Annotated in this window: 21 protein-coding genes; 9 read left to right on the top strand and 12 right to left on the bottom strand. The window is 64.6% G+C overall.

The window, feature by feature from the left end:
- The 7 genes from F464_RS0124240 to F464_RS0124210 form a co-directional block, all read right to left on the bottom strand.
- Positions 1 to 194 (bottom strand): serine dehydratase beta chain (locus F464_RS0124240; protein WP_026296285.1); only part of this gene is annotated, 194 nt, incomplete at its 3' end.
- A 22-nt stretch (positions 195 to 216) separates the two neighbouring features.
- A complete protein-coding gene (gene glyA, locus F464_RS0124235; RefSeq protein WP_018992450.1) occupies positions 217 to 1479 on the bottom strand; it encodes a serine hydroxymethyltransferase in 1263 nt (420 codons plus the stop codon).
- A gap of 398 nt (positions 1480 to 1877) precedes the next feature.
- Entirely contained in the window at positions 1878 to 2537 is a 660-nt protein-coding gene (locus F464_RS0124230; protein ID WP_018992449.1) for a hypothetical protein, read from the bottom strand.
- Between the two features lie 28 nt (positions 2538 to 2565).
- A complete protein-coding gene (folE2, locus tag F464_RS0124225) occupies positions 2566 to 3363 on the bottom strand; it encodes a GTP cyclohydrolase FolE2 (protein WP_018992448.1) in 798 nt (265 codons plus the stop codon).
- Complete coding sequence (locus F464_RS0124220) at positions 3360 to 5402, bottom strand: ASKHA domain-containing protein (RefSeq protein WP_018992447.1); 2043 nt, start codon at positions 5400 to 5402, stop codon at positions 3360 to 3362. The genes folE2 and F464_RS0124220 overlap by 4 nt, the downstream gene beginning before the upstream one ends.
- 96 nt (positions 5403 to 5498) lie before the next feature.
- Positions 5499 to 6413 carry a methyltetrahydrofolate--corrinoid methyltransferase gene (locus F464_RS0124215; RefSeq protein ID WP_018992446.1) on the bottom strand — a complete coding sequence of 305 codons (915 nt, stop codon included), beginning with the start codon at positions 6411 to 6413 and terminating at the stop codon, positions 5499 to 5501.
- Between the two features lie 77 nt (positions 6414 to 6490).
- A complete protein-coding gene (locus F464_RS0124210) occupies positions 6491 to 7192 on the bottom strand; it encodes a corrinoid protein (RefSeq protein WP_018992445.1) in 702 nt (233 codons plus the stop codon).
- Between the two features lie 381 nt (positions 7193 to 7573).
- On the opposite strand from F464_RS0124210, the gene F464_RS30090 reads away from it, so the two are divergent.
- Together F464_RS30090 and F464_RS0124195 are read left to right on the top strand one after the other, a co-directional pair.
- Positions 7574 to 7861 carry a CBU_0592 family membrane protein gene (locus F464_RS30090; protein ID WP_018992443.1) on the top strand — a complete coding sequence of 96 codons (288 nt, stop codon included), beginning with the start codon at positions 7574 to 7576 and terminating at the stop codon, positions 7859 to 7861.
- 13 nt (positions 7862 to 7874) lie between these two features.
- Positions 7875 to 9914, top strand: a complete 2040-nt coding sequence (locus tag F464_RS0124195) for a hydantoinase/oxoprolinase N-terminal domain-containing protein (protein ID WP_018992442.1) — start codon at positions 7875 to 7877, stop codon at positions 9912 to 9914.
- Positions 9915 to 10171: 257 nt separating this feature from the next.
- Here F464_RS0124195 and F464_RS29465 read toward each other — a convergent pair whose 3' ends face one another.
- The 5 genes from F464_RS29465 to F464_RS0124170 form a co-directional block, all read right to left on the bottom strand.
- Positions 10172 to 11212 (bottom strand): methylenetetrahydrofolate reductase, encoded by a 1041-nt coding sequence (locus F464_RS29465; RefSeq protein ID WP_018992441.1) that lies wholly within the window; start codon positions 11210 to 11212, stop codon positions 10172 to 10174.
- Positions 11209 to 11682 (bottom strand): methylenetetrahydrofolate reductase C-terminal domain-containing protein, encoded by a 474-nt coding sequence (locus F464_RS0124185; RefSeq protein WP_018992440.1) that lies wholly within the window; start codon positions 11680 to 11682, stop codon positions 11209 to 11211. The genes F464_RS29465 and F464_RS0124185 overlap by 4 nt, the downstream gene beginning before the upstream one ends.
- A 64-nt stretch (positions 11683 to 11746) precedes the next feature.
- Positions 11747 to 12064, bottom strand: coding sequence for a virulence factor (locus tag F464_RS0124180; RefSeq protein WP_018992439.1), 318 nt, complete (start codon positions 12062 to 12064; stop codon positions 11747 to 11749).
- Positions 12052 to 12684, bottom strand: a complete 633-nt coding sequence (locus F464_RS29460; protein ID WP_018992438.1) for a DUF1638 domain-containing protein — start codon at positions 12682 to 12684, stop codon at positions 12052 to 12054. Before F464_RS29460 ends, F464_RS0124180 begins: the two co-directional genes overlap by 13 nt.
- Before the next feature lie 22 nt (positions 12685 to 12706).
- Positions 12707 to 13405 carry a corrinoid protein gene (locus F464_RS0124170; protein WP_018992437.1) on the bottom strand — a complete coding sequence of 233 codons (699 nt, stop codon included), beginning with the start codon at positions 13403 to 13405 and terminating at the stop codon, positions 12707 to 12709.
- Positions 13406 to 13728: 323 nt separating this feature from the next.
- Between F464_RS0124170 and purU the strand changes: the two genes are divergently transcribed.
- From purU to F464_RS31165, 7 genes are all read left to right on the top strand, one after another.
- On the top strand, positions 13729 to 14610 hold the full coding sequence (purU, locus tag F464_RS0124165) for a formyltetrahydrofolate deformylase (protein ID WP_018992436.1): 882 nt from the start codon (positions 13729 to 13731) through the stop codon (positions 14608 to 14610).
- Between the two features lie 14 nt (positions 14611 to 14624).
- Positions 14625 to 15530, top strand: coding sequence for a bifunctional methylenetetrahydrofolate dehydrogenase/methenyltetrahydrofolate cyclohydrolase FolD (gene folD / locus F464_RS0124160; protein ID WP_018992435.1), 906 nt, complete (start codon positions 14625 to 14627; stop codon positions 15528 to 15530).
- Positions 15527 to 16879 (top strand): bifunctional folylpolyglutamate synthase/dihydrofolate synthase, encoded by a 1353-nt coding sequence (locus tag F464_RS30085; RefSeq protein ID WP_018992434.1) that lies wholly within the window; start codon positions 15527 to 15529, stop codon positions 16877 to 16879. Before folD ends, F464_RS30085 begins: the two co-directional genes overlap by 4 nt.
- A 712-nt stretch (positions 16880 to 17591) precedes the next feature.
- Positions 17592 to 18236 carry a GIY-YIG nuclease family protein gene (locus F464_RS0124150; RefSeq protein WP_026296281.1) on the top strand — a complete coding sequence of 215 codons (645 nt, stop codon included), beginning with the start codon at positions 17592 to 17594 and terminating at the stop codon, positions 18234 to 18236.
- A gap of 36 nt (positions 18237 to 18272) precedes the next feature.
- Positions 18273 to 18542 (top strand): hypothetical protein, encoded by a 270-nt coding sequence (locus F464_RS0124145; protein WP_018992432.1) that lies wholly within the window; start codon positions 18273 to 18275, stop codon positions 18540 to 18542.
- A 430-nt stretch (positions 18543 to 18972) separates the two neighbouring features.
- The gene (locus tag F464_RS31170) at positions 18973 to 19455 is read left to right on the top strand and encodes a hypothetical protein (protein ID WP_157354125.1); all 483 of its coding nucleotides are present in this window, start codon (positions 18973 to 18975) and stop codon (positions 19453 to 19455) included.
- A gap of 482 nt (positions 19456 to 19937) precedes the next feature.
- Positions 19938 to 21203 (top strand): hypothetical protein, encoded by a 1266-nt coding sequence (locus F464_RS31165; protein ID WP_157354122.1) that lies wholly within the window; start codon positions 19938 to 19940, stop codon positions 21201 to 21203.
- The last annotated feature ends 369 nt before the right edge of the window (positions 21204 to 21572 follow it).

The raw sequence follows: 21572 nt of genomic DNA, 5'->3' as shown, positions 1-21572 counted from the left end.
TTGTCGCTGCCGTGGCCCTTGCCGGTGGCACCGAGCGAGCCGTACAGCTCGGCCCGGATACGGCACACGCGCGGCAAGAGCCCGTCGTCCTTGAGTCCGGAGGCGAAGGTGAGCGCCGCACGCATGGGACCCACGGTATGGGAACTGGACGGGCCGACGCCGACCTTGAACATCTCGAATACGCTGATCGCCATGACGTGTCGCTCCGCGGGCCGATCAGCGGCTGGCCGGATAGACCGGGAAGCGCGCGCACAGGGCCGAGACCTTCTCGCGCACCGCGGCGATCACGGACTGGTCATCGATGTGATCGAGCACGTCGCAGATCCAGTGGGTGAGTTCCTTGGCCTCGGCTTCCTTCAGGCCACGCGTGGTGATCGCGGGCGTGCCGATGCGGATGCCGCTGGTGACGAAGGGCGATTGCGGGTCGTTGGGCACGGCGTTCTTGTTCACCGTGATGTGGGCCGCACCGAGTGCCGCATCGGCCTGCTTGCCGGTGAGGCCCTTGGCGACCAGATCGACGAGGAAGAGGTGATCGTCCGTGCCGCCGGAGACGATCTTGTAGCCGCGCTCCATGAACACGCCCGCCATCGTGCGGGCGTTCTTCAGCACCTGCTGCTGGTAGGCGCGGAACTCGGGCTGCAGCGCTTCCTTCAGTGCCACGGCCTTGGCGGCGATCACGTGCATCAGCGGGCCGCCCTGGATGCCGGGGAACACCACCGCGTTGAGCTTCTTCTCGAGCTCCGCGTTGGCGCGCGCCAGGATCAGGCCGCCGCGCGGGCCGCGCAGGGTCTTGTGCGTGGTCGTCGTGACGACGTCGGCGAAGGGGATGGGGTTGGGATAGAGACCCGCGGCGACCAGCCCCGCGACGTGGGCCATGTCGACGAAGAGCTTGGCGCCGACCGCATCGGCGATCTCGCGGAAGCGCTTCCAGTCGACCACGCGCGAGTACGCGGAGAAGCCGGCGACGATCATCTTGGGCTTGTGCTCGCGCGCCAGCGCTTCGACCTGGTCGTAGTCGATCTCGCCGGTGGCCTCGTTCAGACCGTACTGCACCGCGTTGTAGAGCTTGCCGGAGAAGTTCACCTTCGCGCCGTGCGTGAGGTGACCGCCATGCGCGAGGCTCATGCCCAGCACCGTGTCGTGCGGCTCCAGGAGCGCCATGTACACCGCCGCGTTGGCCTGCGAGCCCGAGTGCGGCTGCACATTCGCGTAGTCCGCGCCGAAGAGGCGCTTGGCGCGGTCGATCGCCAGCTGCTCGACCACATCGACGTGCTCGCAGCCGCCGTAGTAGCGCTTGGCGGGGTAGCCCTCGGCGTACTTGTTGGTGAGCACGCTGCCCTGCGCCTCGAGCACCCGCGGGCTGGTGTAGTTCTCGGAGGCGATCAGCTCGATGTGCGATTCCTGGCGCTCGAACTCGGCGTCCATCGCCGCCTTCAGTTCGTCGTCAAAATCGGCAATGCGGTCGGTCATGGCAAACATGGGTCCTGTCTCCTTGGATGTTGAGCCGCCGTTTCCGGAGGCAGCCGCAGCGGATGGCGGCTTCATGGGAGGAGATGTTAGGAACTCTGTCCGGAGTACCTTTGCCTGTATCCGTCACGCACGTGCTCAATTCGGACCATTGCCCACGACGGTATGTGAAATTGCGACACGCATGAAAAGCGCTGCGGGAGCAACCGAAGGCGTATCCCGTCATGCAGCACTGGAATACCTTCGGCCGGTGGATCGGCGGGATACGCTGCGCTACTCCCGCCCTACGGAAGAAGCAGGGCGTGAACCACGGGATCGTAGGGCGGGAGGAGCCGAAGGCGCATCCCGCCAGCGACCGAGGAACCTGCACGGCCGAGGAACTGGCGGGATTACGCTGCGCTACGCCCGCATCAGGCGACGAACGCCTTCATGTGGAACACCTGCATCTCGGGCGGATAGCGATAGGCCGCTCCATGGGGGCAGGCACGCCGGTCGAGACAGCCGGCGCTCATGCACTGCTCGCCGGCGCCCGAGTGCAGGTGGGACCGGCACCCGGCGTAGTCGAAGGCGGTGCCCGAATAGGCGTTGACCGGACAGGACTTCAGGCACGGCTTTTCGACACAGGCGTCGCACAGATGCACCGACGCCTCGCTGGCCGCAAAATCGATTTCCGTATCGAACAGCAACGCACCGCGGTAGGCGTGCCACAGGCCGTAGCGTGGATGCATGAGGAGGCCGAGCGGTGACGCGCGCAACCCCTCTGCGCGCATCGCCCATTGCTGGAACGGCACGAAAGGCCGGTCCGACGGCGAAACCTCCCGCGCCCCGACCTGCGCGGCCACGGCGCCGATCACCTCGCGCGCCCAGGTATCGAGCGGCTCGCGCAGGCCCGCCGGCTGGCGTTCGCGCCACGCCAGGAAATGCGGCCAAGCGGAAGCGCCGGCTTGTCCGACCACCACGACCGCTCGCGCCGGAATCCCGGAGGGCCCCTGCGGCGCGTTCTCTTCGGGTCCGAAATTGAAGCCGCCGCGCGCGATGAGCCCGTGGGCCGAAAGCGCCTCGCCGATCAAGATTTCAAACCGTGAACTATCCATACGCTTATGGGGCGATCCGCTTGTCGCGCTCGATCAGCGCGTAGGCCGAATGATTGTGAATGGACTCGAAGTTCTCAGACTCGACGACGTAGCGCTCGATGCGCTTTTCGGCATTGAGCAGGCCCGCGACGTCGCGCACCATGTCTTCGACGAATTTGGGATTCTCGTAGGCACGTTCGGTCACGAACTTTTCATCCGTACGCTTGAGCAGGCCGTAAAGTTCGCACGATGCCTGGCTTTCGACAAGCTGGACGATTTCCTCGATCCACACGAAGCCGCGCGTCTGCGCGGTCACGGTGACGTGCGAGCGCTGGTTGTGCGCACCGTGCTCGGATATCTTCTTCGAGCACGGGCACAGGCTCGTCACCGGCACCACGACCTTCATCGTGAAGACGTATTCCCCGCCTTCGCGCAGTTCCGCGATGAAACTGACCTCGTAGTCCATCAGACTCCGCACGCCGGAGACCGGTGCCGCCTTGTTGATGAAGTACGGAAAGCGCAGCTCGATGACGCCCGTCTCCGCTTCCAGTCGCGCGACCATCTCGCGCAGCATCGGCCCGATCGACTCGACCGAGATCTCCCGCTCATTGCCGTTCAGGATCTCGATGAAGCGCGACATGTGCGTGCCCTTGAAATGCTGCGGCAGGCCGACGAACATGCTGAACTCGGCGACCGTATGCTGCACGCCCTCGCTCTTGTCGCGCACGCGCACCGGGTGGCGGATGCCCTTGATGCCGACCTTGTCGATCGCGATGCGGCGCTCGTCCTCGGCGTTCTGCACGTCTTCAAGTTTCTCGCTCATGTCCGGTCCTCATCGGAAAGCGTGCGCTCCCGCCGTCCGCGCCGCGGCCGTCCCGCTGCGCCTTCCCGCTCGCGGGCCTTGTTCTCCGGCAACTGCACGACCGCGCGCAGGTTCGGGAAGGGATCGGACTTGTGCGGAATCGCCATCGCGTCGACGAAGTATTGCTGGAAGCTCGGTTCGACCGCGGTCTCGATCTTGTCCACGCGGCGCACGACGGTCTCGATCTCCTCGCGCCGGCCGCGGTTGAGGAGCGCGATGCGTGCGCCCGTCCCGGCCGAGTTGCCGACTGCCGCGACGTGATCGAGGGGGCAGTCGGGGATCAGGCCCAGGATCATCGCGTACTTGACGTCGATGTGGCTGCCGAAGGCGCCGGCGAGGCTGATCCGCTCGACGTGTGCGACGCCGAGCTTGTCCATCAGCAGGCGCACGCCGGCATACAGCGCGGCCTTCGCGAGCTGGATCGCGCGCACGTCGTTCTGCGTGATCTGCAGCGTGCGCGCCTCGCTCTCGAACAGCGAGTACGAGAAAGTGCGCCCGTTGGGCTTGATGCGCGGGTTGCGCGCCGCAAGCGCTCCGTCGATCACGCCGTCCTGGTCGATGATGCCAGCGAGGTACATTTCGGCGATGACCTCGACGATCCCCGAGCCACAGATCCCCGTGATGCCGGTCGCGGCCGTCGCGTCAGCGAAGCCCGCTTCGTCCGACCACAGCTCGCTGCCGATCACCCTGAAACGCGGCTCCAGCGTCACCGGATCGATGCGCACGCGCTCGATGGCGCCCGGGGCCGCCCGCTGGCCACAGCTGATCTGCGCGCCTTCGAAGGCGGGCCCGGTGGGGCTGGATGCCGCGAGCAGCCGGGTGCGGTTACCGAGGACGATCTCGGCGTTGGTGCCGATATCGACGATCAGCGTCATCGCGTCGGTGAGATAGGGGGTCTCGGACAGGATCGCCCCTGCCGTGTCCGCGCCGACATGGCCCGCGATACAGGGCAGCGCGTAGATACGCGCGTTGGGGTGGATGTGGAGATCGATCTCGGTCGCCCACAGCCCGGTCACGGCCTCGTCGGTGGCCAGTGCGAACGGGGCGCCACCGAGTTCGACCGGGTTAATCCCGAACAACAGGTGGTGCATGATCGGGTTGCCGACGAAAGTCGCTTCGAGGATGTCGGCGACGCGGATGCCCGCCTCCGCCGCGAGCTCGGCAGCCAGACCGTTGAGCGCGGCGCGCACCTCGCGCGTCATCTCGCCGTCCCCGCCGGGTTTCATCATCACGTACGAGACCCGGCTCATCAGGTCCTCGCCGAAGCGGATCTGGGGGTTCATCTTGCCCGCGGAAGCGACGACCGCGCCCGTCTGCAGGTCGCACAGGTGCGCGGCGATCGTCGTCGAACCGACGTCCACCGCCATGCCGTAGACCTTCTCGCGCAGGCCCGGCCACACCGCGATGATGCGTTCGGAATCGACCACCGCGACGGTGACCTTCCATCCACCCTGACGCAAGGCGGACTGCAGCTCCTGCACGACACGGATGTCGGCCTGCAGGTTCGTGAGCCGCCAGTCGAAGTCCAGCGCCTCCTTCAGGCGGCGCAGGTCGGACGACGGCACATGCATGTCCGGCTGCTGCACTTCGACGTAGTACAGCCGCACCGCGGGATCCAGCTCGATGTCGCGCACCTCGGCGCGCTTGCGCACGATCTGCCGGTGCACCTGGCTGTCGGCGGGCACGTCGATCACGACATCGCCGAGCACGGTCGTCGAGCAGCTCAGGCGACGGCCGGGGTTCATCGCGCCGTGGGTCTTCTCCCAAGCCTGCTCGTTCTCGCTGCGCTCGCTGAGGTTGCTCGCACAGGAGTTCACGCCGTGCTTGGCGAACTCGCCTTCGGTCAAAACGACCTGGCAGCGACCGCAGATTCCCCGCCCGCCGCATACCGAGTCGATGTCGACGCCGAGCGCACGCGCAGCCTGCAGCACCGGCGTGCCGACCGGAAACCGGCCACGCCGTCCGGATGGGGTGAAGACGACGAGGGCGTCCTGGGTCACGGTGCTCTCCTGCAGGGGGTTGGGAGTTTTCAGCCTGCCGGGTCCGGCGCAGCGCTGCCCCTGTAGTCGGGGCTTGCCCGCGCGGCCCGGATGGGCTCAGGCCTCGACGCGCCGACGACGGGTTTCGCGACGGCCGCGTGCCTCGGCACCATCCGCGCCTGCCGGCGGCACCTCGCGGAACTTGCGGATCCAGCGCATGCAGTCCTGGTCATGGCCCATCAGCACGTCCGCCCCCATGATCGCGGTCATGATCTCGGCGTGCAGCGGGTTGGTGATCGCCGAGGTCATGCCCGACGAAATCGCCATGGCCATGAAGGCGGCATTGACGCCGTTGCGGTTGGGCAGGCCGAAGCTGACGTTCGAGGCGCCGCAGGTGGTGTTCACCTTCAGCTCCTTCTGCAGCCGATGGCACAGCTCGAACACCTGGCGGCCCGAGGTCGAAACGGCGCCGATCGGCATCACCAGCGGATCGACGACGACGTCGCAGGCCGGGATGCCGTAGTCGGCCGCGCGATTGACGATCTTGCGCGCGATCTCGAAGCGCACGTTGGGGTCCTGCGAAATGCCGGTCTCGTCGTTGCTGATCGCGACCACCGCGGCGCCGTACTTCTTCACCAGCGGCAAGACCGCTTCAAGTCGGTCTTCCTCGCCCGTCACCGAGTTCACGAGCGCCTTGCCCTTGTACACCGAAAGCCCGGCTTCGAGCGCCGCGACGATGGACGAGTCGATCGACAGCGGCACGTCGGTCAGCGACTGCACGAGCTTGATTGTCTCGGCGAGGATGGCGGGCTCGTCGGCGAGCGGAATGCCGGCATTGACGTCGAGCATGTGCGCGCCGGCCTCGAGCTGCGCCTGGACGTCGGAGATCACGCGGGAGAAATCGCCGGCTGCCATCTCGGCAGCCAGCAGCTTGCGGCCGGTCGGGTTGATGCGCTCGCCGATCACGACGAAGGGGCGCTCGAAGCCGAGCACGACTTCCTTCTTGTGCGAACTGATTATGGTGTCGGTCATGTTTCCATCCTTTGTGGATTGCGGGCGCCGGTCGGCGGCACCGCGCGAATGTGGTTCTTGTCGTTGCGCAGGCGGCGTCAGGCGGCGCGGCGCTGCTGGATGAGCGCCTTGGCGGTCTCGACCGCCACGCCCGCGTCCCGGCAGTAGGCGTCGGCCCCCACCGCCTTGCCGAAGGCCTCGTTCAGCGGCGCCCCGCCCACCAGCACGATGTAGTCGTCGCGCAGGCCCTTTTCCTTCAGCGTGTCGATCACGACCTTCATGTACGGCATCGTCGTCGTCAGCAGCGCCGACATCCCCAGGATGTCCGGCTTGTGCTTCTCCAGCTCCTCGATGTAGGTCTCCACCGGGATGTTGATGCCGATGTCGATCACCTCGAAGCCCGCCCCTTCCATCATCATCGCCACCAGGTTCTTGCCGATGTCGTGGATGTCGCCCTTCACCGTGCCGATCACGATCTTGCCCACCGTCTCCGCGCCGGTCTCGGAGAGCAGCGGACGGATGATCTCCATGCCGCCCTTCATCGCGTTCGCGGCCATCAGCACTTCGGGCACGAACAGGATGCCGTCGCGGAAATCCACCCCCACGATGCGCATGCCTTCCACCAGTGCCTCGTCGAGCACCCGGCTCGCGCTCCAGCCGCGCGACAGCAGGATGTTGGTCGCCTCCACGATCTCGTCGCGCAGGCCGTTGTAGAGGTCGTCGTGCACCTGCTCGATGAGCTCGTCATCGGGCAGCCCCGCCAGGTCGAAATCCTCGTCGTCGTCGAACTGCTCCGCCATGCCGGTCATCTCCTTCACGTCGTTGCGGGGGCCGATCCGTGGCGCACCCGATGCGGCACAGGTTAGGCCCGACCCCAGCAACTGGCAGGCGTCTCAACGACGCCCTCGTGTCCAAACGCGACAGGCCTGTGCAGCCCCATCCGCCTCGTGCGACCGCGGCTATCTGCAACGACAAGGCTGTCGCCGCATGGCTGGAAGTTGTCGCAACCAGACATGCAAATGTCGGAAAGAAGACTAAATTGCGCATGAATAAATCTGCGGATGCTGTACGGAGACTCCGCGGTCGAGGTCACGCCCTGCCGGGGTAAAACCAAGACGACAAGCTCCATGGCCCATGTCGCCTTCGGAGCACCTGCCCCCATCAACTTTCTCCAGACCCTCATGACCCCCTCGGACCTCGTTGGACTCATCGGTGTAATCACCTGTCTGGTCGCGTATGCCGGCCTGCAGGTCGGCCGCTTCCAGCACGACGACCTTCGCTATCTCGGACTGAACATCCTCAGCCCCGCCTGCCTGCTGATCTCGCTGATGCACGACTTCAACCTCGCTGCCGTGATCACCCAGGTGTTGTGGCTCGGCCTGAGTTTCATCGGCCTGTTGCGGGCGATGTACGCACGCAGCCGCAAGACGGAACACCTGAGCGCCAAGTGCGCGGAAAACAAAACCTGACCGGGGATTCTGAATGGGCCTGATGCTGGGTATCGATACGGGTGGCACCTTCACCGACGCGGTGCTCGTCGACGATCGGCGTGAAGTGATCGCTGCCGCCAAACAGCTCACGACGCGCTACGACCTGACCGTCGGCATCGCTCGCGCGATCGACAGCCTGCCGCCCGAATCCCTTTCCGACGTCTCGCTAGTGTCCCTGTCGACAACGCTGACGACGAACTCGGTCGTCGAGGGCAAAGGTTCGCCCGTCTGCGCGCTGCTGATCGGCTACGACGAGCGCCAGGTGCAGAACAGCGGGCTCGCGGAGCTGCTCGGCCCCGAGGCCATTGTCACCGTCGCGGGCGGGCACGATGCGGGCGGCGCCGAAGCCGCGCCGCTCGATGAAGAGGCCGTGCGCAGGGCGATCCTGAACTGGCGCGACAAGGTCTCGGCCTTCGCCATCTCGGCGACCTTCAGCGTGCGCAACCCGCGCCACGAGGTGCGGGTGCGCGAACTCGTGCAGGAGCTCTCGCGCAAGCCGGCGACCTGCGGGCACGAGCTCGCGTCCTCGCTCGGCGCGCCCCGTCGCGCCGCGACGGTCGCACTCAATGCGCGCATGATCACCCACGTCCAGCGCCTCATCGAGTCGGTCGAGGCCATCCTGTCCGCGCGCGGCATCGACGCCCCGCTGATGATCGTCAAGGGCGACGGCTCGCTGATCAATGCGCAATCGGCGCTGCAGCGTCCCGTGGGCACCGTGCTCTCGGGCCCGGCCGCCAGCGTCCTCGGCGCCTGTGCGCTGAGCGGATTGCGCGACGCGATCGTCGCCGACATGGGCGGCACGACGACCGACATCGCCGTCGTTCGCAACGGGCGACCGGAACTGAGCTTCGATGGTGCGTTGATCGGCGGATGGCAGCCCATGGTCGAGGCGGTGCGTGTGTACTCCATCGGTCTCGGCGGTGACAGCGAAGTCCGCTTCAGCGGCGGCGAAGGGATCTCGATCGGCCCGCGCCGCGTCGTGCCGCTCAGCCTGCTCGCCGCCGAACATCCTGAAGTGCTGCCCGTCCTCGAGCGTCAGGCGAGCTCGGCGCCCCACGGCAGCCAACTGCGCTTCGCGCTGCGCCTGCAGCACGACGAGGCGCTGCTGGCGCGCCTGCCCGACGACGAACGGCAGGCCTGGGAACGCGTCTCGGTCAAACCCGTGGACATGGAGTACGCCACCGCGGAGGACCGTCGGCTCGCGCGCGCGCTCGCCCGCCTCGAACGCAAGGGGCTGGTGATCTACAGCGGTTTCACGCCCACCGACGCGGCCCACGTACTCGGCGTCTCGAGCCACTGGTCCACGCGCGCGGCCGAACTGGGCGCCCGGATCTGGGCGCGCCAGATGCGCCGCTTGTACGGTTGCGGCACGTGGCCCGACGGCGACGCCGAAGGCCCGTCGCGCGAGGTCTTCGATCTGGTCGTCGACGGCATCAGCCAGAAGCTCATCGAGGCGGGGCTGCACGAACAGAACCGCCTCGCCGCGGCCCAGGCGGACAAGCTCGCACGGCTGCTCACCGAGATGGTCATGGAACAGCGGCGGGATCCGTCCAAGCCCTCGTTGTTCTCCGTCCAGTTCGCGGGGGACGCTCCGGTCGTCGCCGTCGGCGGTCCCGCCGCCAGCTACTACCCTGAGGTCGCGCGCGGACTGCGCACCGGCCTCTACATGCCCCGCTTCGCGGAAGTGGCGAATGCCGTCGGCGCGGTGCTGGGCGAAGTCTCGCAGCGGGTGCACCTGACGATCACGCAGCCGACGCGAGGGACTTTCCGGGTTTTCGCGCCCGATGGGCCGAAGGACTTCCCGCAGCTCGGCGAAGCCGTCGAATACGCGCGCACGCTCGCCGCCGACGAAGCCGCGACCCAGGCGCGGGAAGCGGGGGCAGCCTCGGTGCAGATCGACTTCGAACAGGACGAGAACAGCGTCAGCAACGAGATCGACGGCGACGTGTTCTTCGAGATGCGGCTCACCGCGATCGCGTATGGCCCCCCGTGCCGGCGCATTGATCGCGTCGCACAAGCCGAACCGGCCTGATCAGCTCGGGCTCATCGGGCGGGGGCACGCTGGATTCCGGCTCCTGCTGCGGTGAATCCGTCGCCAACCTGCCTCACTCGACCCGGTTTCCGCGCGATTCCGCCAGCAGCCAGTCGTGCAGGATCACCGCGGCGGGCGCTTCGGGCGTTTGACGGGCGGTCGGGAGCCCGTCTGCGCCGCGACGAGGACAGCGGCGGCACCAGAAAGGGTGTTGCGGCAGGACCGGGCGGACGAGCCATGCCCGTCCGCCACCGACCCTAGTGCGCTGGGCAGGTCTCGCGTTTCTGCTTCCCGGGGTGACCGTCACGCCCCGGATACCACGGCACGCGTCCCTCCAGCACGCCCGAGCTCTGGATGATCTCCGCCACCGCCTCCTCCTGGCGGTAAGCCATCACGTGGACACCGCTGACACCTTCGACCTCGCGGATCTCCTGGATCAGGTCGATGCACAGCTGCCGGCCTTCGGCTTTCTGCTTCTCGGCTCCGGCCAGACGCTTGATGACGCTATCCGGAATGTGGACGCCCGGCACGTGCTCGCGGATCCAGGTCGCGCTCTTGGCCGACGCGAGCGGACCGACGCCGACCATGATGTACACGCGGTTCGGCCCCTCGAGCAGGCCCAGGTCGCGCACCTGCGACATGAAGGCCTTGAGCCGCGGGATGTCGTAGCAATACTGCGTCTGGATGAACTGCGCGCCGGCCGCGACCTTCTTCGCGAGGCGGTGCGGGCGCCACTCGAAGGGCGGCGCGAAGGGATTTTCCGCGGCGCCGAGGAACACGCGCGGCGGCACCGCGAGCTTGCGCCCGCTCTCGAAATGGGCATCGTCGCGCATGCCACGGGCGATCTCCAGCAAGGACATGCAATCGAGGTCGAAAACCGGTTTCGCCTGCGGATGGTCGCCCGCCTGCACGCCGTCGCCGGTCAGGCACATGATGTTGGCCACACCCATCGCCGCGCCGCCGAGGATCTCGCCCTGGATCGCGATGCGGTTACGGTCACGGCACGAGATCTGCATGACCATCGCGTAGCCGCGGCGCGTCAGCAGCGAACACACGCCGACGCTCGACATGTGGCAGTTAGCCCCCGAGCCGTCGGTCGCGTTGATCGCGTCGACGTAGCCGTCGAAGATCGCCGCGCGCTTGAACACTTCGTCGGGATCCGCCGAATCGGGCGGATCGATCTCGGTCGTGACCGCGAACTTGCCCGCGCGCAACACGCGCTCCAGGCGGCCCGGCGAGACATGGCCCGGCAGGATCGGGAGTCCTTCGCCTGGAGTCGGTTCGTCGTCGAAAATCATTTCTGCTCTCCCTGCCCGGCCCGCTGTTCAGCGATCTTGCGCACGACGCGCAACCAGGACGATGTGTCGCGCAGCCGGTTGTCGACCGGTTTCTGCACGACGTGGATCTTCTTGCCGGACTTCATTTGCTGGCTACCGGCCCAGGCCTCGGCCCACACGCATTTCATCTCCGGCTTGACCTCGCAATGCCCATTCGCGCGCACGCCGCCGCAGGGGCCGTTGCGCAGCGTCTTGGGGCAGTTCATCGGACAGGACATCCCCGTCGAACTGAGCGCGCACTGGCCGCACATCTTGCAGTCGAACAGGAAGCCCTTGATGGCCCGCTCGACCTTCGCCACCGGCCTCTCCGCGCGCGCGTATCCGACGCTGCGCCACAACGGATCGAGCCGCGCAATCACCGGCTCGAACGCGTTGTAGATCATCTCGAAACCCCGTGAGTGTCGGACCACCCACCGGCGTACTGCGTACATGAATGTCTCCTTCGTCCGCCACCGTCGTTGGCGCGGCAGCGTGGCTGTTTGTTGATGTCGTTTTCTAGTTCGCGGCGTCCTGCGCGACCGCCACGCCCTTCGCCCGTACCAGGGTTTCGAGGTCGCCGTCGCTATAACGCGCCTCGATGCGCGCAGCCTCGGCGGCCGCTTCGGCCTGCAGCTCGCTTCCACACTCGCGCGGCGGCAGTCGCTGCCAGTCTTCGAGATAGGCCTCGGAGCTGCCCTTGCCGGCGCGCATCGCGGCGCGATCGATCGCCACCTGGAAGCGCTCGGAAAGCTGCACCTTCGCGCTCTCCCGGCCGTTCTTGACGATCACCTGTGCAGGGATGTCACGCCACTGCACAACTATCAGCTTTGCCATGAATCCTGCTCCCTGCGGGCGTCGCGCCCTGGCTGTCTGTGGAAGCGGACGACGGCCCCTTCAAGGTCGCCGTAGCCCGTGAACCGATAATGGAATTCGAGGCCGAGCCGCTTCGCGGCGTCCCGCGCCTGCTCCAGCAACTGCGCGTCCTCCGACTGCGCGAGGTAGACCAGCCGGCGGTAGTTGCCGAAATATTGCGACGCGAGTTCGGGGTGACGCTCGATGCCGAGTTCCCGGATCACGAGGCGGTCAAAGTGACGCACCAGGAAATCGGTGAGGTAGAAGCTGCCCGGCTCGGCGTCGGCGAGCGCATTGAAGGCGGCCGTGCCCGCGTAGAACTCGTAGCAGTGCGCGCCCGGCAGGCGCTCGACGCCCTCCTCCTCGAGCATGCGATCGAGCAGTCCGCCCGTCCCGCAGTCCGCGTAGCCGACGAGGATGCGACCGAAGCGCGCGCGGCTCGCGCGGATCTGCACGCGCACGGCCTCGGGGATGCGGTCCGGGCGGTTATGGAGATCCGCCGGCAGGCAGTGCAGCTGCACGTGCTGCCAGCCGTTCGCGGCGATCACGGCCTTCAGCTCGCGCGCGAGCGCGCCGCAGGCGATGATCAGTACCGGTTCCACGTCCGCGCCCCTTCGTCCCGTCTCAGGCGGCGCGGCGCTGCTGGATCAGCGCCTTGGCGGTCTCGACCGCCACGCCCGCGTCGCGGCAGTAGGCGTCGGCCCCCACCGCCTTGCCGAAGGCCTCGTTCAGCGGCGCCCCGCCCACCAGCACGATGTAGTCGTCGCGCAGGCCCTTCTCCTTCAGCGTGTCGATCACGACCTTCATGTACGGCATCGTCGTCGTCAGCAGCGCCGACATGCCCAGGATGTCCGGCTTGTGCTTCTCCAGCTCCTCGATGTAGGTCTCCACCGGGATGTTGATGCCGATGTCGATCACCTCGAAGCCCGCCCCTTCCATCATCATCGCCACCAGGTTCTTGCCGATGTCGTGGATGTCGCCCTTCACCGTGCCGATCACGATCTTGCCCACCGTCTCCGCGCCGGTCTCGGACAGCAGCGGACGGATGATCTCCATGCCGCCCTTCATCGCGTTCGCGGCCATCAGCACTTCGGGCACGAACAGGATGCCGTCGCGGAAATCCACCCCCACGATGCGCATGCCTTCCACCAGCGCCTCGTCGAGCACCCGGCTCGCGCTCCAGCCACGCGACAGCAGGATGTTGGTCGCCTCCACGATCTCGTCGCGCAGGCCGTTGTAGAGGTCGTCGTGCACCTGCTCGATGAGCTCGTCATCGGGCAGCGATGCCAGGTCGAAATCTTCGTCGTCCATCTGATCCGCCATCTCGTCTTCTCCTCCTGAGGCGTTGCGGGTGCGCGGATGCTGCGGACCCGATGCGACACAGGTTAGGCGTAGCCCCTGGAACTGACAGGCGTCTCAACGACCCGCTCATGTCCAAACGCGACACCCCGATCCGCCCGCGATCGCGGCCATCGTCAGCACTGGCGCGGCTGTCGTGGGGCGATCAGAACTCGTCGCAACCAGACAGGCGAGTGCTGACCGGAAGACTAAATTGGGCGACGGCCAACAGTTGCCGGCCACCCAGGGACACAGGAGCCGCCTCGCACGACCGGGGTGGACACAACGCTACATTCAGGAGACGCGCGATGTCGGTCATGACCGAAGGCAAGAACATTTACGTACTCAAGGCGAGCTGCAAGGGCGTGATCGGCACGGTCGCCCGCATCTCGACCTTCCTGGCTGAGCGCCACTGCTACATCATGGAAATGCAGCAGTTCGACGAAATCCTCACCGGGCGCTTCTTCGTGCGCACGGTGTTCTCGACCGAGCCCGGCCGCACGCCGTCCTTCGACGCACTGAAGCAGGCCTTCAGCGAGGAGCTGCCGCGCTCCGAGGAGGACTTCACGTGGGAGATGCACGACACGCTGGTGCGCCCGAAGGTGCTGCTGATGGTGTCGAAGTTCGACCACTGCCTCGACGACCTGCTCTACCGGCTCCGCACCGGCGAACTGAAGATGGAAGTGCCGGCGATCGTGTCGAACCATCCCGACCTCAAGCGCCTCGCCGACTGGCACGGCATCCCCTTCCATCACTTGCCCGTGACGCCCGAGACCAAGGCCGCGCAGGAGGCGCGCCTGCTCGAACTCGTCGCCGAGACCGGCTCCGACCTGGTCGTGCTCGCACGCTACATGCAGGTGCTGTCCGAGGACCTGTGCCACAAGCTCTCAGGCCGCGCGATCAACATCCACCACTCCTTCCTGCCCGGCTTCAAGGGCGCCAAACCCTATCACCAGGCGCATGACCGCGGGGTCAAGCTGATCGGCGCGACCGCCCACTACGTGACCTCGGACCTCGACGAAGGCCCGATCATCGAGCAGGCCGTCGAGCGCGTCGATCACACCTATCAGCCGGAACACCTCGTCGCCGTCGGCCGCGATACCGAATGCCTCGCCCTCGCCCGCGCCGTCAAGTATCACATCGAGCATCGCGTGTTCCTCACGGGGAACAAGACCGTCGTGTTCCGCTGAGCGGGGAGAACCGGATGAAAGCCGAGATCATCGACGGAAAGCAAGCCGCCGAACGCCTGCGCACCGAGATCGGACGCCAGGTCGTACGCCTGCGCGAACAACACCTCCTCACCCCCGGCCTCGCCGTCATCCTTGTCGGCGAGGATCCGGCAAGCCAGGTCTACGTCCGCAACAAGGCGCGTCAGGCGCGCGAAGCCTCGATGGCCTCGTTCGAGTACCGCCTGCCCTACAGCGTGCCGCAGGAAAAAGTGCTGGAACTGATCGACCGGCTCAACGAGGACCCGGCCGTTCACGGCATCCTCGTCCAGCTGCCCCTGCCGCCGCAGGTCGACGCCGACCGGGTCATCAACGCGATCCGCCCGGAAAAGGACATCGACGGCTTCCATCCCCTCAACGCGGGTGCCCTGGCGACCGGTGGCGACGGCATGGTGCCCTGCACGCCGCTGGGCTGCCTGATGCTGCTCAAGCACCGGCTTGGCGATCTCGCCGGCCTGCGCGCGGTCGTGCTGGGGCGCTCGAACATCGTCGGCAAGCCCATGGCTGCGCTGCTCCTGCGCGAAAGCTGCACGGTAACGATCGCGCATTCGAAGACGCGCGACCTCGCCGACGAATGCCGCCGCGCCGATATCCTCATCGCCGCCGTGGGCCGGCCCCGCATGGTCCCCGGCGACTGGATCAAGCCGGGCGCGACGGTCATCGACGTGGGCATCAACCGTATCGACACACCGGACGGCAAAGGCCGCCTGGTTGGCGACGTGGACTTCGACAGCGCCGCCGAGGTCGCCGGCGCCATCACGCCGGTACCGGGCGGCGTCGGCCCGATGACGATCGCCTGCCTGCTGCTCAACACGCTCGAAGCGGCCTGCCGCCAGCACGGCCTCCCCGTGCCGCAGGGGCTCATGGAGGCCGCGTGGGGATGAGTTTCCCGGCCGGCGTCGCGGAAGCGGCCGCCCGGCCGCTGCGCGATGCCGACGACCTGGCCCGGCTGATCGACGCGCTCGTCGCGGCCGAAGCGTCCCGCCCCTGCCCGCCGGCCGCGCTCGCGCTGCAGCCGGTGAGCGAGTTGCTCGCCCGCATCGGCAACCCGCAGCGGGCGCTGCGGTGCATCCACGTCGCCGGATCCAAAGGCAAGGGCAGCACGGTCCTGCTGTGCGAGGCGATCCTCGGTGCCGCCGGCCTGCGGGTCGGCAGCTACACCTCGCCGCACCTGCAGAGGTATAGCGAGCGCTATCGCGTCGGCGGGCGCGAGATCGGCGAAGCCGGTTTCGTTGCCGCGGCCGAGCGCGTCCGGCCCCATCTCACCGCGCTGCTGCATAGTGAGCACCCGCCCGGTTTCTTCGATTTCGCGACCGCAACCGCCTTCGCGCTGTTCGAGAGCGAGGCGGTCGACGTCGCACTGATCGAAGTCGGGCTCGGCGGACGCCTGGACCCCACCAACGTCATCACCCCGCTCGTGTCCTGCATCACCAGCATCGAGCTCGAACACACAGACCGCCTGGGCACGACCCTCGCAGCGATTGCCGGCGAGAAGGCCGGCATCATCAAGCCCTGGGTCCCGGTCGTGATCGGCGACCTGCCCCGCGAAGCCTTCGCCGTCGTCGAAACACAGGCGACGACCTGCGCCGCGCCCTTGCATCGCCTCGGCATCGAGTTCGCCGCGGAAGTGACGCGGGCCGACGCCGAAGGCCTCGCGCTACGCCTCGACTGCGGCCCCCTGGCGCTCGACCTCGCGCTGCCGGTACTGGGCCCCCATCTCGCCGGCAACGCCGCGATGGCGCTCGCATGCATCCGGCACGCCGACCTGCTACCCCTGCCGCAACTGGCCGACGCCGCGAGGCGCGGTCTCGCACAGGTCGCACTACCGGGCCGCACCGAGATCCTCGCGCGCAGCCCGTGGGTCGTCGCCGACGGAGCCCACACCGAATGCTCCGCCCGCGCCCTGATGCGCTCGCTGGAGGTTCTCGGGTGCCGCGAGCGGCACATGGTCGTGTCCATTTCATCCGGCAAAGACCTCGCGACCCTGCTCCCGATACTCGCCGCACAAGCGACCTCGCTCGTCGCGACGCGCGCCGATCGGCAGCGTTCGCTCGCCCCCCTCGCGATCGCCGACTGGCTCAGGCAGCGCTATCCCGATCTGCCCGTTCGAATCATCGAGGACCCGCAGCACGCCGTGAGGGACACCCTCATCGACCTGCCGCCCGACTCGCTGATGTGCGTCACCGGGTCCGTGTATGCGGCAGGCGCAGCGAGGGCCGTATTGGCCGCATGACCCGCTCGCATGCAGCGGCTGTAGCGCCGGGCGACGGGTGCCCTCGTCCAACAATGGATCCATCGAACTGGCAGCCCTACGGTCACAATCACCGCAACCGATGCCCGTCGCACGGCGGGTAGAGCTGGCAGGTGTTCGAAGCAAGGGGGGGGCGCCCGCCATGCCGTTACGATGATCGACGTCCTCCGCCCCTCTGCGTGTCCCGTTGCCGCAATCCCGTAGGGCGGGAGGATCGCAGCGCATCCCGCCACTCAGCCGTTGTCGCGCGGAAGAACACGGGTGCGGCGACGTGGGCCAGCGGTCGATTGGCTTGGCGGCCGGAAGGTGATCGGCCAGACCGGTTGTTGGGGTATGTCGCCGCCAATGGCTGCAACGAGTCGGTCAGCGGTCGTAGCTCCGAAAGTTGGCCGCTACGTCCGCTCCGAAATCTGCCCCTCAGCCGGACCCGACCCCAAGCCGCCATCCAGATTTCCCTGAAGCGGCGATTCGCGCACTCAGTGCCTCCGCAAGTTCCGCGGCTCCGAAGCTGCCGTTCTTGACCATGCACACCCGGCCGGGAGCGGTTGATAAGAGCTGTCCCCGTATGCGGACAGCCACCATCTGTGTGCGGTATGCTTTGTGCGTCTCCGGTTACCTGCCCACCGGTGCCGCGGACCCCCCTAAAAAAATTGCATGTCCAAGTGGCATTGAACGTTAATCTCGCACTCAAACCATGGCAGATCTACAGTCCCAGATCGTTTACGTTCTCACGAACCCGGCTATGCCCAGCCTAGTGAAGATTGGAAAAACCACGCAACTTGAAGTGCAGGAGCGAATGAAGCAGCTCTATGGCACAGGTGTTCCAGTTCCATTCGACTGCGCATTCGCTTGTCAAGTTAAGGATGCATCCGAAGTCGAGAAGGCACTTCACTTCGCCTTTGGCGCTTCACGAGTCAATCCAAATCGTGAATTCTTTAAGATCGAGCCTGAACGCGTCATCGCTATTCTGAAGCTCCTAAAGGTTGATGACATTACAATCCAATTTGAGCATAACCTTGAATCTAATGTCCCAACCGCAGACATTCAATCTGCCCAAACCCTAAAGGAGTCACGGCGTCCTCATATGAATTTTCACCATCTGGGCATCCCCGATGGTTCAGTTCTTGTCTCAACAGAGCAGCCCGGGATTTCCGTCAAGGTCGTTGGCGAACGCAAAGTTGAGTACAGGGAGGTCATCTGCTCACTCACCGCCGCCACCCGTAAAGTACTGGGACTTCCAGAGGACTATGCACTCCAACCCTCACCGTTTTGGACCTTCAACGGCAAGACGGTGAAGGAGATTTATGACGAGTTTCACGACGCATCTAACGACTCGTAGGTCACCTACACGAAACTACGAAGGCGGTTTCCGAACATGAACGATCAGACCGTAGAAATCTATGTGCGCCACAGTTCAGGACGCGGACTCTTGATGTTCCACATCCCGACGCGCATCAGAGATCTGTTTCTGCAGGGAATCAACGTTGGGGAGTTCACGCCGGCAACTAATCAAGCATACCTTGAGTTGTCAGTGGTGGCAGAGTGGATCACGGATGCCGATATCCGAGCGCAGGTTCAATCGATGGAAAGCCCGATTCATCTTCGCATTCCACTGGTCGCCATCACCACGTCATTCAATGAGTAGCGGAGGACCGGGTACACCGGGCAACCCTGGTCTCTCGCGAGTGCTCCGCCCGTTTCAACGCGAACGTTGCAAGGCAGCATCCCTACTGTTTGAGTAACTGTCTTGAGTCAAATCCTGTCGCCTAGCCTTGGGTGCTTGGTAGGATTTCGAACAGTCGGTGTAACGTTGGCGGCTGAAAGGGTTGTATCGGCCAGAAGCCGCCCGATCCAGATAGCGGCCATCAGGGCGAAGCGGTATGCTCTCCGCCTATTTACCACATGGATACGACCACCCGACTATGCCGTCGGCTGCTGCCTTTCCTGACGTGTCACTTCGCATTGCGCGTAATTTGCGATTTTAAACAGCAACTTGCTGAATATTTTGCCATGCATTTATATGTCATGCGCAAACACTGTCGTCATAAACCAAAGTTATCTGCAAAGGATGAAATGTGGAGATATTTCTAACAATCTTGGCGGGCGCAGGTACTTTCGTTTTTGGGCAAATTTTGCTTAAATTAATCATCGAGCCTGTACAGGCAATGAAAAATGTCATTGCAGAGATTGCTCACAAGTTAATCTTATATGCAAATGTTTATGCCAATCCGAAAACGTTAGAAGACGAAAAGCAAGCTGAAGCTTCAAAGGAGTTCAGGATTCTATCCTCAAAGCTTCAGTCAGCAATGTATCTCGTTCCGGCGTACGGAGTAACTTCAAAGTTATTCGGCTTGCCAAGCCAAGACCTGATTAGCAAAGCATCTAAAGGGCTTATCGGTTTACACAATGGTCATGACCACGTTCTCGCAAATCAGGGGATACTAAATTGCTACTCAGCGCAAAGGGTACGAGAAGCATTGAGTATTTACATACCTGAAGGAGAGCGGCTAGATCCGGCTCATGAGAAAGAATTTATCAAGACTAAGCAATTCAGCTAACAATTTAATGCAACGAATCAATCTACGCTACGCTTCAATCACCCGCTGACTTGGGCATTAAACGACAACTGGCCTCGGCACTCAATGACGGCATTGGGTTGCGGATTCAACCGGTGGATGCAACACTCCCCCTGCTTACACAGGCTCTAGTGTGTTGCATCCACCGGTTGAATCCGCAGTCGTCAGTTTCCGTTCACGGGGTGGAGAAGCTGCCGCTCGTCGCAGCTTGGCGGTCGAGCGGCAGGTAACCGTCGCATAGTGGCTGCACTGGCAGCTGCTACCGAATGACGGCTGAGGCCGACGAAGAGGCAGTGGGCTCGCACTGCCCGAGTACGCTGCCTACTCGGCCGAAGCTGTCATTCGGTCGCCATGCATCGTACGGCCGACACGGGTTGCCAAAGACACGCTCGGAGTCGTCCTCGCAAGGTGCGACAGCTCGCTCGTATTAGAATTCTGGCTCCCAATAGTTCTAGGAGAAGCGCATGAGTGTGGGCACGCCTGTCGTCTTTATGGAAGGCACAGAAGGGCGAGAGTTCACCCCGTTATTCGGAATTTCCGTAAGACGTGAGGACCGGAATTCATTCGATGAAAGCCTGCTACAGGAACTGATCGATGCCTGCCCCAACGTGTTACCGGTACGCGAATACCTGCCATCCACCACGAGCCTATTTTCACTGGGACGAGAAATTCCCCTCGATGTGGGCGGCTCCCTTGGGCGCGTTGACAACCTGCTCGTTACGAATGACGGCTACCTGGTAATCGTCGAAACCAAGCTGTACCGCAATCCGGAAGGCATCCGCGAGGTCATTGCCCAGACCCTCCAATATGGAATGGCAATCGGTCAGATGCCTATCATGGAGTTGGAAGCGCGAATCAAACGCGGCCAGTCCCCCTCGCTTCGCCCGGCGGAGAACATCCGAGATTGTGTTTCCCGCGTAGCTGGTGATCAAAACCAATCTGCTGGACTCGCCGACGACTTTGATGAAGCCCTTGAGCGCCATCTGCGGCGCGGCGAAATCCTGCTGCTCATTGTTTCCGATGGGATTCATGTTGGAGTTGAGAGGGTTACGCATTGGCTCAACGAACAGGGTAATAGCTCACCCTTCAAATTTGGTCTGGTAGAACTAAAATTCTATACCCATGGTTCTCAGCGACTGGTGATTCCCCGCACCGTACTCAAGACCCGAGAAGTCTCCCGACATGTCGTAGTGGTCGATATTCGTCCGAATGCTCCGGTCACGACCAGCGCACAAGTGATTGACGAGTACCAAGGCACATCTGGTGGGCGGGTACAGGAATCGAGGGTCGTGAAGGCGGCAGCCTTACCCATGACAAAGGGACAGTTGCTGCAACGGGTTTCCCCCAGCGATTTACCCGTGGTTTCCGAACTTATCGAGCAGATGGAAAACCTTGGGTTCGACCAGCGTGGGTCAGTCTGCTACCTCCAGTTCGGGTTCACCTATCCGACTGACGGCGGCGAATTCCATCCCTTGGCCTATCTGGGCACGGGAGGAATCTGGACTCAGATGCTAAAGCCCCTGCGCGACATCGTCAGCGACGAAACGGTTTTGGAATTCCATAGGGAGGCCAACAAATTCGGCACCTTTTACAAGCCGGATCAAGTCGACAAGCCCGAAAGCATGGGCAGCGCTGTGAAATACCCACTCTTCCGGGGGCCGGCAGGGGGTTACTCAGCGTTCCTTGATGTATACCGCAATAGGCTGATCGGATTGCTTCAGGAGGATTGAGGCGGGAAGTCACCGCCAAACGCGGATCGCCAGAACGAGCTGTTGGTGTAGCCGCGGCTTGGTCTCACGCCGCCAGTCGGACGCCATACAGCAGTCCGAGCGGCTGATCTTGGCGGCGCTAGCGAACACGAACTTCCGGATGCATTGCGGACCGAAACAGACCGCCGGCTGAAGGTCCGCTCCGGCCGACCACCTGCCGGCCAGCAAGCCAATCGACCGCTGGCCCACGTAGCCACAACCGTGTTCTTCGGCGCGACAACGTTTGAGTGGCGGGATGCGCTGCGCTCCTCCCGCCCTACGGAATTGCGGCAACGGGACACGCAGAGGGGCGGAGGACGTCGATCATCTTAACGGCATGGCGGGCGTGGG

It is taken from the genome of Aromatoleum toluclasticum ATCC 700605 (assembly GCF_000378245.1).
GTDB lineage: Bacteria > Pseudomonadota > Gammaproteobacteria > Burkholderiales > Rhodocyclaceae > Aromatoleum > Aromatoleum toluclasticum.
The sequence above is the reverse complement of the archived record's forward strand: the minus strand, read 5'-3'. Positions and strand labels throughout refer to the sequence as shown.